This is a genomic window from Acidovorax sp. GW101-3H11, from assembly GCF_001633105.1.
Taxonomy (GTDB): Bacteria; Pseudomonadota; Gammaproteobacteria; order Burkholderiales; family Burkholderiaceae_C; genus Acidovorax.
Window position 1 is genome coordinate 23,042 of the sequence record NZ_LUKZ01000006.1, and the last position, 14,095, is coordinate 37,136.

9 protein-coding genes are annotated in these 14,095 nt (G+C 68.5%); all 9 read left to right on the plus strand.

Annotation, left to right across the window (positions count from 1 at the left end):
* Window positions 1-77: 77 nt before the first annotated feature.
* The 9 genes from glnE (at window position 78) to A1D30_RS04865 (ending at window position 14,084) form a co-directional block, all read left to right on the plus strand.
* Entirely contained in the window at window positions 78-2,834 is a 2,757-nt protein-coding gene (gene glnE / locus A1D30_RS04825) for a bifunctional [glutamate--ammonia ligase]-adenylyl-L-tyrosine phosphorylase/[glutamate--ammonia-ligase] adenylyltransferase (protein WP_063459663.1), read from the plus strand.
* Window positions 2,835-2,952: 118 nt separating this feature from the next.
* Window positions 2,953-3,684 carry a CerR family C-terminal domain-containing protein gene (locus tag A1D30_RS04830; protein ID WP_063459664.1) on the plus strand — a complete coding sequence of 244 codons (732 nt, stop codon included), beginning with the start codon at window positions 2,953-2,955 and terminating at the stop codon, window positions 3,682-3,684.
* A complete protein-coding gene (locus A1D30_RS04835) occupies window positions 3,681-5,129 on the plus strand; it encodes an efflux transporter outer membrane subunit (RefSeq protein ID WP_063459665.1) in 1,449 nt (482 codons plus the stop codon). The genes A1D30_RS04830 and A1D30_RS04835 overlap by 4 nt, the downstream gene beginning before the upstream one ends.
* Window positions 5,130-5,201: 72 nt before the next feature.
* Window positions 5,202-6,413, plus strand: a complete 1,212-nt coding sequence (locus A1D30_RS04840) for an efflux RND transporter periplasmic adaptor subunit (RefSeq protein WP_063459666.1) — start codon at window positions 5,202-5,204, stop codon at window positions 6,411-6,413.
* A gap of 11 nt (window positions 6,414-6,424) precedes the next feature.
* Window positions 6,425-9,544, plus strand: a complete 3,120-nt coding sequence (locus A1D30_RS04845; protein WP_063459667.1) for an efflux RND transporter permease subunit — start codon at window positions 6,425-6,427, stop codon at window positions 9,542-9,544.
* 109 nt (window positions 9,545-9,653) lie between these two features.
* Window positions 9,654-10,865, plus strand: coding sequence for a hypothetical protein (locus A1D30_RS04850; protein WP_063459668.1), 1,212 nt, complete (start codon window positions 9,654-9,656; stop codon window positions 10,863-10,865).
* Between the two features lie 291 nt (window positions 10,866-11,156).
* Window positions 11,157-11,741: a glutathione peroxidase gene (locus A1D30_RS04855; RefSeq protein WP_063459669.1), complete on the plus strand. Its 585-nt coding sequence runs from the start codon at window positions 11,157-11,159 to the stop codon at window positions 11,739-11,741.
* Between the two features lie 244 nt (window positions 11,742-11,985).
* A complete protein-coding gene (locus A1D30_RS04860; RefSeq protein ID WP_063459670.1) occupies window positions 11,986-13,296 on the plus strand; it encodes an FAD-dependent oxidoreductase in 1,311 nt (436 codons plus the stop codon).
* The gene (locus tag A1D30_RS04865) at window positions 13,293-14,084 is read left to right on the plus strand and encodes a DUF1365 domain-containing protein (protein WP_063459671.1); all 792 of its coding nucleotides are present in this window, start codon (window positions 13,293-13,295) and stop codon (window positions 14,082-14,084) included. The genes A1D30_RS04860 and A1D30_RS04865 overlap by 4 nt, the downstream gene beginning before the upstream one ends.
* Window positions 14,085-14,095: the final 11 nt, after the last annotated feature.

Genomic DNA, 14,095 nt, shown 5'->3' on the forward strand with positions numbered 1-14,095 from the left:
AATTATGACCCGCGTGCCTCGCGTGGGTTCACTACAAACTCAGTACGCAGCCTCGGGTTTCCCGCGCCTTGTCCACCATGACCGCACCGTCCTCTGACCCCCGCTGCAGCCAGCCCTTCCCCGAGGGGCCGCTGGCCGAACACTCGCGCTTCTACCAGCGCCTGCACCGCCGCTACGCGGGCGACCTGGCCCTGCTGCCGCCCGGTTTTCCGGTGCTGGCCACCATGGAGCAGGCCTACGACGCGCTGTGCGCCCGGGGTTGCGACACCGGTACCGCCCTGCGCATGCTGCGTCAGCTGGTCATGGAACGGCTCATCCGGCTCGATTGCGAGGCCCAGGCCCCATTGGCCGACATCACCCGGGCCGTGACCGAACTGGCCGAGCTGGCCCTGGACCGCGCCTGCCGTCACGCCCGCCGCGAATTGGATGAGCGCCATGGCGCACCCTGCGGGCCGCAGGGCCAGCCCGTGCAGCTCTGGATCATCGGCATGGGCAAGCTGGGCGCCCGCGAGTTGAATGTGTCCAGCGACATCGACCTGATCTACGTGTACGAGCACGACGGCGAAACGGCGGGCGCGGAGGGTGGCCGGGGCCGCATCTCCAACCACGAATACTTTGCGCGTGCCGTCAAGGCCATCTACAGCCTGGTGGGCGATACCACCGAGCATGGTTTTGTGTTCCGTGTGGACCTGGCGCTGCGCCCCAACGGCAACTCGGGCCCGGCCTCGGTGTCGCTGGCGGCGCTGGAGGAATACCTGCAGATCCAGGGCCGCGAATGGGAGCGTTTCGCGTGGCTCAAGAGCCGCGTGGTGGCACCGCGCGACAGCATCGGCAGCCCCGAGGTGCAGGCGCTGCGCGGGGTGGTGCTGCCCTTCGTGTTCCGCCGCTACCTCGACTACAGCGTGTTCGATGCGCTGCGCTCCCTGCACAGCCAGATTCGCGACCATGCCGCCAAGCGCAGTGCAGGCCACCCCGAGCGTGCCAACGACGTGAAGCTCTCGCGCGGCGGCATCCGCGAGATCGAATTCACCGTGCAGCTGCTGCAAGTGGTGCGCGGCGGGCAGTTTCCCGAGCTGCGCCGCCGCCCCACGCTCGATGCCCTGCAGCGACTCGCCCATGCAGGCCTCATGCCCCAGGCAACCGCCGACGCGCTGGCCCAGGCCTATGTGTTCCTGCGCCGGGTCGAGCACCGCATCCAGTACCTGGACGACCAGCAGACCCATGTGCTGCCCACCCGCGACGACGACCTGGCCTGGATCGCCCAGACCCTGGGCTTCAAGGACTGCTGCGCGTTCTTGCACGAGCTGGACGCCCACCGCGAGCTGGTGGCGCAGGAGTTCGACACCCTGCTGGGCGGCGCGGGCAAAAAGCAATGCAACGGCGGCGGCTGTGGTGGCCCCCGCGCTGCCGCGCCGCCACCGCCCGAGCTGGAGGCCCTGCTGGAGCAACTGCCCGGCGGCTTCCGCGAGCGTGTGGCCGAATGGCGCAGCCACCCGCGTGTGGAGGGCCTGCGCGACGAGGCGCGCGCCCGCCTGTTCCGCCTGGTGCAGCGCACCGCGCAGTGGCTGAAAGAAGGCCGCGTGACCGAAGAGGCCGCCGTGCGCCTGGCCAACTGGCTCGAACCCCTGCTGCGCCGCGAGAGCTATCTGGCGCTGCTGCTGGAGCGCCCTTCTGTGCACGAACAGCTGCTGCACCTGCTGGGCGCCGCCAAATGGCCCGCACGCTATTTGCTGCAGCACCCGGGCGTGATCGACGAGCTGGTGGGGGATCACCTGCTGTCCGAGCGTTTTGTGGTGGCCGACTTCGAGCGCGAGCTGGCCATGCGCCTGGCCTCGCTGCGCTCCACCGGCGAGGACGACGACGAAACCCTGCTCAACCTGCTGCGCCGCGCGCAGCACGCCGAAACCTTCCGCACCCTGGCGCGCGATGTGGAGCGCCGCATCACCGTGGAGCAGGTGGCCGACGACCTCAGCGCCCTGGCCGACAGCGTGCTGCGCATCACCAGCCAGTGGTGCTGGAGCCGTCTCAAGAACCGCCACCGCGACGAACCCCAGTTCGCCATCATTGGCTACGGCAAGCTGGGCGGCAAGGAGCTGGGCTACGGCAGCGACCTCGACATCGTGTTTGTGTTCGACGACGACGACGAGCGCGCCCCCGAGGTCTACGCGGCCTTTGTGCGCAAGCTCATCAACTGGCTCACCGTCAAGACCGGCGAAGGCGACCTGTACGAGATCGACACCGCGCTGCGGCCCAACGGCAACTCGGGCCTGCTGGTGACCAGCTTCGAGGCCTACGCCAACTACCAGCAGCAGCGCGGCAGCAACACCGCCTGGACCTGGGAACACCAGGCCATGACGCGGGCACGCTTTGTGATGGGCAGCGAGGCCTTGCGGGCGCGGTTTGACGCCGTGCGCGAGGCTGTGATCACCTCCACCCGCGACCCGCTGGCCTTGCAGGGCGAGATCGCGACCATGCGCGAGCGGGTGCGCTCGGCCCACCCCGCACCCGCCGGGCGCTTCGATGTGAAGCACAGCACGGGCGGCATGGTGGATGCCGAATTCGCCGTGCAGTACCTGGTGCTGTCGCAGTCGGCGGCCCACCCCGAGCTGCGCGGCAACGTGGGCAACATTGCGCTGCTGCAGCGCGCCGAGCAGGTGGGCCTGTTGCCTGCCGGTGTGGGCATGGCGGCCGCCGACGCGTACCGCGAGCTGCGCCGCGTGCAGCACGTGGCGCGCCTGGACGAAGCCCCCACCCAGGTGACCCCGCCCGCGCTGCAGGCCGAGCGCGATGCCGTGCTGGCGCTGTGGCGGGCGGTGTTTGGCGCGGAGGCATAGCGCCTTTTTGCACAGGCGCTTGGCGGTGACAAATGGTTGCATCTCGGTGCGGCACCGCTTCATGAAAAATTCATTAATTCAAACAACTGTTTGAATTCTGGTGGTTTAATCCGGGGCCATGAGTTCCGGTGCCCCTTCCATCATTCCCGCCTCCCAGCGCACGGCCCGCAGCGACGGCGAAGACACGCGTGCGCGCCTGCTGCAGGCTGCGCTGCAGCTCTTTTCTGAAAAGGGCTTTGCCCAGACCTCCGTGCGGGCCATCGCCCAGGCGGCGGGCACCAATGTGGCGGCCATTGCCTACCACTTTGGCGACAAGGCCCAGCTCTACACCGCCACGTTCTACGAGCCCTTTGGCAGCGGCAGCGACCTGATCCCGGTGTTTGCCGACCCGGCGCTGGACCTGGCGGGCGCGCTGCACCACTACTTCGCGGGTTTTCTGGAGCCCCTCAAGCACGATGACCTGGTGACGCAGTCGCTGCGCCTGCATGTGCGCGAGCTGCTGGACCCCACCCATGTCTGGCCCGAACTCATCGAACGTGAGTGCCGCGCCCCCCACATGGCACTCATCCAGGTCCTGGGCCGACACATGGGTGTCTCGGGGGTGGACGACGATATGCACCGCCTCGCCTTCTCCCTGGCGGGTCTGATCATGCAGTTGTGGACGCAGCGCGACCCCCTGCAGGCCATTGCCCCCCAGCTGGCGACAGCGGCGGCGGTGGACCAGTGGGTGGAGCGGCTCACCGGCTATGCATTGAGCATGGTGCACGGGGAAATCACGCGGCGGCAGGCCACACAAGGGCCCGCGCGCCGTGCTTCCAGGACTTCGCACAAAAAGGAATCCAACGCATGACATTGAGCACGACCTTGCGCATCCGCCGATGGGCGTGGGCGGCCTGGCTGCCCCTGGCCCTGGGCGCCTGCGCAACCACCGCGCCACCTGCCCAGGTGCCCGCAGCCCCACCCGTGGCCTGGCAGGCCCCGCTGCCACACCAGGGCTCGCTGGGCGACATGGCCCGGTGGTGGACCCAGCTGGGCGACCCGCTGCTGGTCGAGCTGATCGACGCTGCCCAGGCCGTGAGCCCCGGCATTGCCCAGGCCCAGGCACGCCTGGTGCAGGCCCGCGCCACGCAGGTCAGCAGCCGCGCCGCGCTGCTGCCGTCGCTGGATGCGCAGGCCAGCGCCAGCCGGGGCTTGAACGAGCAGCTGGCACGCGTGGCCACCACGGCGCAGGCCGGGCTGCAGGCGAGCTGGGAGATCGACCTGTTTGGCGCGAACCGCGCCACCAAGACCGCCGCCGATGAGCGGCTGGCGGGCGCGCAGGCGCTGTGGCACGAGGCGCGCGTGAGCGTGGCGGCCGAGGTGGCGCAGCAGACCAGCAGCCTGCGCACCTGCCTGGCGCAACTGCAGGTGGCCGAGCGCGATGCGCAGTCGCGCGGCGAGACCGCGCGCCTGTCTGGCCTGAGCGAGCGTGCAGGTTTCACTGCGCCTGCCACAGCCGCCCTGGCACGCGCGAGTGCGGCCGAGGCCCAGGCCCGCGCATCGCAGCAGCGCATGCTGTGCGATGTGGACATGAAGACCCTGGTGGCGCTCACGGGCTGGGAGGAACCCACCCTGCGCACCCGCCTGGCCGCGCCCGTGGCGGCAGCGCCCGACACGCTGTTTGCGATTGCCATGCTGCCCGCCCAGGTGCTGGCCCAGCGTCCCGACGTGTACAACGCCGAGCGCGAAGTGGCCGCCGCCAGTGCCGAGGTGGGCAGCGCGCAGGCGCAGCGCTACCCGCGCCTGTCGCTCAGCGGCTCGGTGGGCAGCGCCTGGGTGCGCGCCAACGGCGTGACGACCGACCTGAACACCTGGACCATTGGCCCGCTGGCGCTGAGCGTGCCCCTGTTTGACGGTGGCCGGCGTGCTGCGTTGACCGACGCCGCACAGGCCCGCTACGACGAGGCCGCGTCGCTGTACCGCGCCAAGGTGCGCCAGGCCGTGAGCGAGGTCGAGCAGGCGCTGGTGCGGCTGCAGAGCACGGCCGAGCGCAACGCCAGCGCGCGCACGGCGGCCGAGGGCTACCGCGCCTCGTTCGACGCGACCGAGGCGCGCTGGCGCGGCGGGCTGGCGAGCCTGGTGGAGCTGGAGGACGCGCGGCGCACCTCGCTTGCCGCCGAGAACGCGCTGGTCGCGCTGCAGCACGAACGCCAGGCCGCCTGGATCGCGCTGTACCGCGCTGCCGGTGGCGGTTGGGACGGGCAGACGGCCGTCGCCACGGCCGCTCCCTCTGCGGCAGCCACCGCTGCACGCTGAACAAACCCCCGGGGGCCAGGCCGATCGCCGACCTCCTTTTCCTGACACCGACTGGATGAACGGATAGACAACATGCCAACGCAACGCTTTCAATTTTCTGCCACCGCCTTCGCCGTGATCGCCGCCTGTGTGCTGGCCACGGGGGGCGCCCTGGTGTACTCCGGCGCATCGCGCGCAGCCGATGAACCCAAGACGGGCCAGCCCCGCCCCGCGCTCACCGTGAGCATGGCCCAGCCCCAGCGCACAGCCGTGCCCGTGCGCCTGGCTGCCAACGGCAATGTGGCCGCGTGGCAAGAGGCCAGCATCGGCGCCGAGAGCAATGGCCTGCGCCTGACCGATGTGCGTGTGAACGTGGGCGACGTGGTCAAGGCCGGCCAGGTGCTGGCCACCTTCTCGGCCGAGACGGTGCAAGCCGATGTGGCGCAGGTGCGCGCCAGCCTGCTCGAAGCCCAGGCCAATGCAGCCGAGGCTGCCGCCAACGCCGACCGGGCCCGCGCGCTGCAGGCCACGGGCGCCTTGAGCCAGCAGCAGATCCAGCAGTTCACCACCGCCGAGAAGACCGCCCAGGCGCGGGTGGAGGCGGCCCAGGCCACGCTCAACGCGCAGCAGCTGCGCCTGAAGTACACGCAGGTGGTGGCGCCTGACAGCGGTGTGATCTCGGCCCGCACGGCCACGGTGGGCGCGGTGGTGGGCGCGGGCACCGAGCTGTTCCGCATGGTGCGCAAGGGCCGCCTGGAGTGGCGCGCCGAAGTCACCTCCACCGAGCTGGGCCGCATTGCCCCGGGCGCCAAGGTCAGCGTGACGGCGGCCAGCGGCGCCACGGCCGAAGGCACGGTGCGCATGGTCGCGCCCACGGTGGACCCGCAGACACGCAATGCGCTGGTGTATGTGGACCTGCCCGCCAACGCCGACTTCCGTGCGGGCATGTTTGCGCGCGGCGAGTTCGCGCTGGGCAGCAGCGATGCACTCACCGTGCCGCAAGAGGCGCTGGTGGTGCGCGATGGTTTCTCGTACGTGTTTGTGGTGGGGCCCGAGCAGCGCGTGCAGCAGCGCAAGGTGCAGGCAGGCCGTCGCGTGGCCGACCGCGTGGAGGTGCTCGCGGGCCTGGACGCCAAGGCCTCGGTGGCCGTGCGCGGCGCGGGCTTCCTCAACGATGGCGACCTGGTGCGCGTGGCCGCAGCCCCTGCAACCCCCGGTGCGCCCGTGCAGACGTCCGCCGTGGGAGATTCAAAGCAAAAACAGCCTTCACCGCGCGATGGTAAAGCGCTGAATGCTATCAATTGAGGAGCAATCGGATGAATGTATCCACCTGGTCCATCAAGAACCCGATACCGGCGCTGATGCTGTTTGTGCTGCTGACCTTCGGCGGCCTGCTGTCCTTCAATGCCATGAAGGTGCAGAACTTTCCGGACATCGACCTGCCCACGATCTCGGTGACCGTGGCGCTGCCGGGTGCATCGCCTGCGCAGCTCGAAAACGATGTGGCGCGCAAGATCGAGAACAGCATCGCCACGCTGCAGGGCCTCAAGCACATCTACACCAAGGTGCAGGACGGCGGGGCCACCATCACGGCCGAGTTCCGGCTGGAAAAGCCCACGCAGGAGGCGCTGGATGATGTGCGCTCTGCCGTGGCGCGTGTGCGCGGCGAGCTGCCGGGCGATGTGCGCGACCCCATCGTGACCAAGATGGACCTGGCCGCCCAGCCCGTGCTGGCGTTCACCATCGCCTCGACCCGCATGGACGACGAGGCGCTGTCGTGGTTTGTGGACGATGCAGTGGCCAAGAAGCTGCTCACCGTGCGCGGCGTGGGCGCGGTCACCCGCGTGGGCGGCGTGCAGCGCGAGGTGCATGTGGCCCTGGACCCGGTCAAGCTGCAGGCCCTGGGCGCCACGGCGGCCGATGTGTCGCGCCAGCTGCGCCAGGTGCAGACCGAAAGCGCAGGCGGCCGCACCGACCTGGGCGGCAGCGAGCAGCCCGTGCGCACGCTGGCCACCGTGCAGTCGGCGCAGGAGCTGGCGGGCCTCACGCTGGCCTTGTCCGACGGGCGGCATATCCGCCTGGACCAGGTGGCCACGGTGTCCGACACCATTGCCGAGCCGCGTGCCATGGCCTTGCTCAACGGCAAGCCGGTGGTGGGCTTCGAGGTGGCGCGCAGCAAGGGTGCGAGCGAGGTCGAAGTGGGCGCCGCCGTGCAGGTGGCGCTGCAGGAGATGCGCGCGCAGCACCCCGATCTGGAGATCACCGAGGCCTTCAACTTCGTGTTGCCGGTGCAGGAGGAATACGACGGCTCCATGCACCTGCTGTATGAAGGCGCGCTGCTGGCCGTGCTGGTGGTGTGGCTCTTTCTGCGCGACTGGCGCGCCACCTTTGTCTCGGCCGTGGCGCTGCCGCTGTCGGTGATCCCGGCGTTCATCGGCATGTATTGGCTGGGTTTTTCCATCAATGTGATCACGCTGCTGGCCATGTCGCTGGTGGTGGGCATCCTGGTGGACGACGCCATCGTGGAGGTCGAGAACATCGTGCGCCACCTGCGCATGGGCAAGACGCCCTACCAGGCGGCCATGGAAGCCGCCGATGAAATTGGCCTGGCCGTGGTGGCCACCACCTTCACGCTGATCGCGGTGTTTTTGCCCACCGCGTTCATGAGCGGCATTGCGGGCAAGTTCTTCAAGCAGTTTGGCTGGACGGCTTCGCTCGCGGTGTTCGCCAGCCTGGTGGTGGCGCGGGTGCTCACGCCCATGATGGCGGCCTATATCTTGAAGCCCATCGTGGACGAGCACAAGGACCCGCGCTGGATGACGGTGTACCTGCGCTGGGCGGCCTGGTGCATCAAGCACCGCTGGATCACCTTCATCGGCACGGCGGCGTTCTTCATCGGCTCGCTGGCGCTGATCCCGCTGCTGCCCACGGGCTTCATCCCGCCCGACGACAACTCGCAGACCCAGGTGTACCTGGAGCTGCCCCCCGGCGCCACGCTGTCGCAAACCCGCGCGGCGGCCGAGGACGCGCGCGAGCGCATTGCCCGGGTGGACCATGTGAAGAGTGTCTACACCACCATTGGCGGCGGCACGGCCGGGGGCGACCCGTTCATGGGCAGTTCCAACGCCGAGACGCGCAAGGCCACGCTCACCATCCTGCTGGCCGAGCGGGGCGACCGCCCGCGCAAGCAGGGCATCGAGAACCAGATCCGCGCCGCACTGGAAACCCTGCCCGGCGTGCGCAGCAAGGTGGGCCTGGGCGGCTCGGGCGAAAAATACGTGCTGGTGCTCACCGGCGACGACCCGCAGGCGCTGACCACGGCCGCGCTCGCGGTCGAGAAGGACCTGCGCACCATTCCTGGCCTGGGCAGTGTCTCGTCCACCGCCAGCCTGGTGCGCTCCGAGATCGCGGTGCGCCCCGACTTTGCGCGCGCCGCCGACCTGGGCGTGACCAGCAGCGCGATTGCCGAGACGCTGCGCATCGCCACCGTGGGCGACTACGACGTGTCACTGCCCAAGCTCAACCTGGCCTCGCGCCAGGTGCCCATCGTGGTCAAGCTGCAGGACGATGCCCGCAAGGACCTCGCGCTGCTGGAGCGCCTGCCGGTGCAGGGCAGCAAAGGCCCGGTCATGCTGGGCCAGGTGGCCACGCTGGAGTTCAGCGGCGGCCCGGCCGTGGTGGACCGCTACGACCGCGCGCGCAACGTGAACTTCGAGATCGAACTCTCGGGCCAGCCCCTGGGCGACGTGACCAAGGCCGTCGCGGCCCTGCCCTCCATCCAGAACCTGCCGCCGGGCGTGCGCCAGATCACGATTGGCGATGCCGAGATGATGGGCGAGCTGTTTGCGAGCTTCGGCCTGGCCATGCTCACCGGCGTGTTGTGCATCTACATCGTGCTGGTGCTGCTGTTCAAGGACTTCCTGCACCCGGTCACCATCCTGGCGGCGCTGCCGCTGTCGCTGGGGGGCGCGTTTGTGGGCCTGCTGGTGGCGCAAAAGAGCTTTTCCATGCCCTCGCTCATCGGGCTCATCATGCTCATGGGCATTGCCACCAAGAACTCCATCCTGCTGGTGGAATACGCCATCCTGGCGCGGCGCGAGCATGGCATGACGCGCTTCGAGGCACTCATCGACGCCTGCCACAAGCGTGCGCGCCCCATCATCATGACCACGCTGGCCATGGGGGCGGGCATGCTGCCCATCGCGATTGGCTTTGGCGCGGCAGATGCGAGCTTCCGCTCGCCCATGGCGGTGGCGGTGATCGGGGGGCTGATTACCTCCACGCTGCTGAGCCTGCTGGTGATCCCGCCGGTGTTCACCAGCGTGGACGACCTGGGCCAGTGGTTCGGGCGCATGCTGCGGCGGTTGCGGGGGCTGCACCCGGTGCGTGCGCCGGGGGGGTCGCCCACCCCGGAGACGCCCCCTGCCACTCACTGAGAGCAGGTGCTTACATTGGGGGGATTTCCTTTGGCAGAAAAGCCGGGAAATCACCCGGTAGGCAACGGCTTTGGCGGGTGGGTAAGCGTTGGATAATGTAACGAGCACCATGAACCTCGTCAGCCTCAACATCGAATCCATCCAGCTCGGCCACCCGCTGCCTTTTGTGCTGCGGGGCTCCGACGGCGTCCTGCTGGCCCAAAAAGGCTATGTGATCCGCACCCGCGAGGAACTGGCCAAGATGGTGGCTCGGGGGCGCCAGCTGTGTGTGGACACCGACGAGTCGGGCGACAGCCACCGCGCCTACCTGGCCCAGCTGCAGCGCATGCTGATGGCCGACACCAACCTGGGCGAGATCGCCTCGATGAAGATGAAGGCCGCCGAGGAGTCAGCGAGCCGGGACCGCGCCGCGGCGGCCCGGGCGCAGGCGGACTGGCCGGAGCTGCAACTGCGCGCCACGCAGCTGCTGCGTGCGCCCTCGCCCAGCGACTTCAGCGGGCGCTTCCAGGCGCTGCACGACGAGCTGGTGCGCCACTGCGAACAGACGCCCGACGCCACCCTGCTGGCGTTGATCTACCTGTCGGCCCAGGAAACCCGCATGTACAGCGCCACGCATTCGATGCTGGTGAGCTGCGTGTGCATGGTGGTGGCGCGCGAGATGCTGCGCTGGCCTGCAGGCCGGGTGCAGCAGGTGGGGCATGCCGCCCTCAGCATGAACATCGCCATGACCGAGCTGCAGGACCAGCTGGCCCAGCAGACCCACCCGCTGACCGCTGCGCAGATCGCCGCCGTGGAAAACCACGCCGCGCGCTCCGAGGCACTGCTGCGCCACCTGGGCGTGGCCGACCCGGTGTGGCTGGAGGCGGTGCGCTGCCACCACCACCGCACCCCCGGCCCGCTGGACAAGAAAACCGAGGCCCAGCAGATGGCGCGCCTGGTGCAGCGTGCCGACATCTTCGGCGCCCGGCTCGCGCCCCGCGCCGCCCGCTGGCCCATGCCGGTCACGGCGGCCATGCAGGCCAGCTACTACGACGAAGAGCAGCAGGCCGACGAAGCCGGTGCGGCACTGGTCAAGACCCTGGGTGTGTACCCGCCGGGCGCCTTTGTGCGGCTGGCCAGCCGCGAGGTGGGCGTGGTCATCCGCCGGGGCACCACCGCCACCACGCCCAAGGTGGCCGTGGTGACCAACCGCGACGGCATGCCCACGGGCGAGCCCATCCCGCGCGACACGGGCATGCCGCCCTGGAAGATCACCGGCGTGGTGGCTTTCAAGGATGTGCGGGTCAAGCTCTCGCTCGACCGCCTGCTGCAGATGGTCTGACCGCTGGCCGCACCCCGGGTGTGCCGGGTGTGGCCAGCCGTTTCTCTCCTCCTTCCCCCCTTTTCTCTGCTCTGCCCGCCGGCCCTGCGCCTTGCGGGCATGGCCTGCGTGCGCCTGCCTGACGGGCCGCTGGGCGCACGGCGGACAGGTCTGCCCATGCCGCCATGTCGGAAATCTGAATCCAAACGCGGGGATACTGCGTATACCACTCAGTACAAATAAAAACTAATGTGGACAAAAAATAATGAAGCGGTTAAATTGCCCCATCGCCCTCCTGCCGCACACCACACCATGAACACACTGTCTCGCCGTTTCTCTCTGGCCACCCTGCTCGCGGTGGGGCTGTGGCTGGCGCCCGCCGCCCAGGCGGCCGATACGCCCGCCAGCTGCCCGGCCACGCTGCAGCACAGCTTCCCGCGCCTGCAGGACGAAAAGCCCCAGTCGCTGTGCCAGTACAGCGGAAAAGTGGTGCTGGTGGTCAACACGGCCAGCTTCTGCGGCTTTACCGGCCAGTACAAGGGACTGGAGGAGCTGTATGCGCGCTACAAGGACAAGGGCCTGGTGGTGCTGGGCTTCCCGTCCAACGACTTTGCCCAGGAAAAAGGCAGCAACAAGGAGATCGCGGACTTCTGCGAAAACACCTTCGGGGTGAAATTTCCGATGTTCGCCAAGAGCAGCGTGAAAGGCCCCGAAGCCTCGCCGCTGTTCCAGCAGCTGGCGCAGCTGTCGGGCACCGCGCCGCGCTGGAACTTCCACAAGTACCTGCTGGGGCGGGATGGGCAGGTGGTGGACAACTATTCCAGCCTGACCAGCCCCGACAACAAGGGCCTGGTGCGGGCCATCGAACAGCAACTGGCCCGACCCGTCCCCCGGTGAGCGCCATGGTTTCTTTACGTTTCTTTAAAAAAAATCCGGGCGGGTTCTGGAACTTCGCGGAAATGGCACCACTCTATCCATTGCGCAAGACGATTGCGCGGCGTACAGTTTTAACGTTGCGAAGCCTTTCGGGCCCCTGGGTTCCGACTGACCTCCTGGAGCGCTTCTCCTCCCTCCCTCTCTTATTCGTTTCGGGACGCTTCGCAACCTTTTTATTCCGTGCACCGGCCAGTGGGAGCCGGTCATGAAAATTGCCATCATCGGCTCCGGCATCTCCGGGCTGTCGGTCGCGCACCAGCTGCGCGGCCAGGCGGACATCACACTCTTCGAGGCGGGCGACTACTTCGGCGGCCACACCCACACGGTGGATGTGACGCTGCCGGACGCTTCGGGCACCCCCGTCACCCATGGCGTGGACACCGGCTTTCTGGTGTTCAACGAGCGCACCTACCCGCACCTGATCCGCCTGCTGGCCGAGCTGGGCGTGGAGACGGCCAAATCCGACATGTCGTTCTCGGTGCAAGTGCCCGCAGCCCTGGGCGGTGGCCGCGCGCTGGAATGGAGCGGCACCAACCTCAGCACCGTGTTTGCCCAGCGTTCCAACCTGGTCAACCCGCGCTTTCTGAGCATGCTGCGCGACCTGCTGCGCTTCAACAAGCTGTGCACGCGCATTGCCGAGCAGCAGGCAGAGGCGGCTCTGGCCCAGCCCCTGTCTGATTTCTTGCGCGAGCACCGCTTTGGCGACGCGTTCCGCGACTGGTACTTCTTGCCCATGCTGGGCTGCATCTGGAGCTGCCCCACCGACCAGATGCTGAAGTTCCCTGTGGCCACCATGATCCGGTTCTGCCACAACCATGACCTGATCCAGGTAAGCAACCGGCCGCAGTGGTGGACGGTGTCCGGCGGCGCGCGCCACTACGTGGACAAGATCGTGGCGGGCATTGCCGACAAGCGCCTCTCCACCCCCGTGCGCCGCATCGAACGCGATGCCGCCGGTGTGCGCGTGGTGACCGCAGGCCACACCGAGCACTTTGACAAGGTGGTGCTGGCCACGCACTCCGACCAGTCGCTCGCGCTGCTGGCCCAGCCCACGACGCAGGAGCGCGCCGTGCTGGGCGCCATCCGTTACCAGGCCAACCGCGCCGTGCTGCACACCGATACATCCGTGCTGCCCCAGCGCCGCGCCGCCTGGGCTGCGTGGAACTACGAGCGCGCGCAGCAGCGCAGCCGCGAATCGGCCCGCGTGTGCCTGCACTACCTCATCAACCAGCTGCAGCCCGTGCCCTTTGCGCAACCCGTGGTGGTATCGCTGAACCCGGTGCGCGACATTGCGCCCGAGCACGTGATCGGCAGCTACGAATACGCCCACCCGGTGTTCGACATGGCCGCCATCCGTGCCCAGCAGCAGGTGGGCAAGCTGCAAGGGCAGCAGCACACCTGGTTCTGCGGCGCCTGGACGGGCTACGGCTTCCACGAAGATGGCCTCAAATCTGGCCTGGCCGTGGCCGAGCAATTGCTGGCAGCCCTGCCAGCCCCCCTGGCGGAGGCTGCGTGAGCCACGCGCCGGCCCCCACCGCAGCGCCCCTGATCGGCTTCGGCCAGGTGCGCCACACGCGGCTGCGGCCCCGGCGGCATGCGTTTGCCTACCCCACGTTTTTCCTGATGCTGCCCATGCGCAGCTTGTCGGGTGCCCACACTTCGCTGGCCGTAAACCGCAGCGGCGCCATCAGCTTCCATGACGTGGACCACGGCGATGGCCGCAGCGCCGCGCAGGGCGGGGCGCTGGCCTGGCTGGACGAGTTGCTGCGCACCGAAGGCATCACCGACGCCACGGGCGAGGTCTGGCTGCACTGCTACCCCCGTGTGCTGGGCTACACCTTCAAGCCGGTGAGCTTCTGGTACTGCCACCACGCCGACGGCCACCTGCGCGCCATCGTGGTCGAGGTGAACAACACCTTTGGCGAGCGCCACTGCTACCTGCTGGACGCGCCGCAGTACGGCGTGGAACAGCAGGCGCGCAAGGTGTTCCATGTGTCGCCGTTCTGCGCGGTGAGTGGCGGCTACCGCTTCCGCTTCATGCGCACCGAAGTTGGTGCGCAGGATGCAGGCCGCACCGTGGTCCGCATTGACCACGACGACGACACCGGCCCGCTCATCCAGACCAGCGTGAGCGGCACCCTGCAAGCCATCACCCCACAGACCCTGCGCCAGGCGCTCTGGGGCTATCCCGCCATGACGCTGGCCATCATTGCCCGCATCCACTGGCACGCGCTGCAGCTGTGGCTCAAGCGCGTGCGTTTCCACCGCAAGCCCGAGGCGCCTGCATCCATCGTGACCCGCTGAATTCCATGACG

What these genes read in the sequence shown, in the direction of transcription:
- glnE (WP_063459663.1), top strand. Translation starts at nt 78, where the DNA reads ATGACCGCACCGTCCTCTGACCCCCGCTGCAGCCAGCCCTTCCCCGAG.
- A1D30_RS04830 (WP_063459664.1), top strand. Translation starts at nt 2,953, where the DNA reads ATGAGTTCCGGTGCCCCTTCCATCATTCCCGCCTCCCAGCGCACGGCC.
- A1D30_RS04835 (WP_063459665.1), top strand. Translation starts at nt 3,681, where the DNA reads ATGACATTGAGCACGACCTTGCGCATCCGCCGATGGGCGTGGGCGGCC.
- A1D30_RS04840 (WP_063459666.1), top strand. Translation starts at nt 5,202, where the DNA reads ATGCCAACGCAACGCTTTCAATTTTCTGCCACCGCCTTCGCCGTGATC.
- A1D30_RS04845 (WP_063459667.1), top strand. Translation starts at nt 6,425, where the DNA reads ATGAATGTATCCACCTGGTCCATCAAGAACCCGATACCGGCGCTGATG.
- A1D30_RS04850 (WP_063459668.1), top strand. Translation starts at nt 9,654, where the DNA reads ATGAACCTCGTCAGCCTCAACATCGAATCCATCCAGCTCGGCCACCCG.
- A1D30_RS04855 (WP_063459669.1), top strand. Translation starts at nt 11,157, where the DNA reads ATGAACACACTGTCTCGCCGTTTCTCTCTGGCCACCCTGCTCGCGGTG.
- A1D30_RS04860 (WP_063459670.1), top strand. Translation starts at nt 11,986, where the DNA reads ATGAAAATTGCCATCATCGGCTCCGGCATCTCCGGGCTGTCGGTCGCG.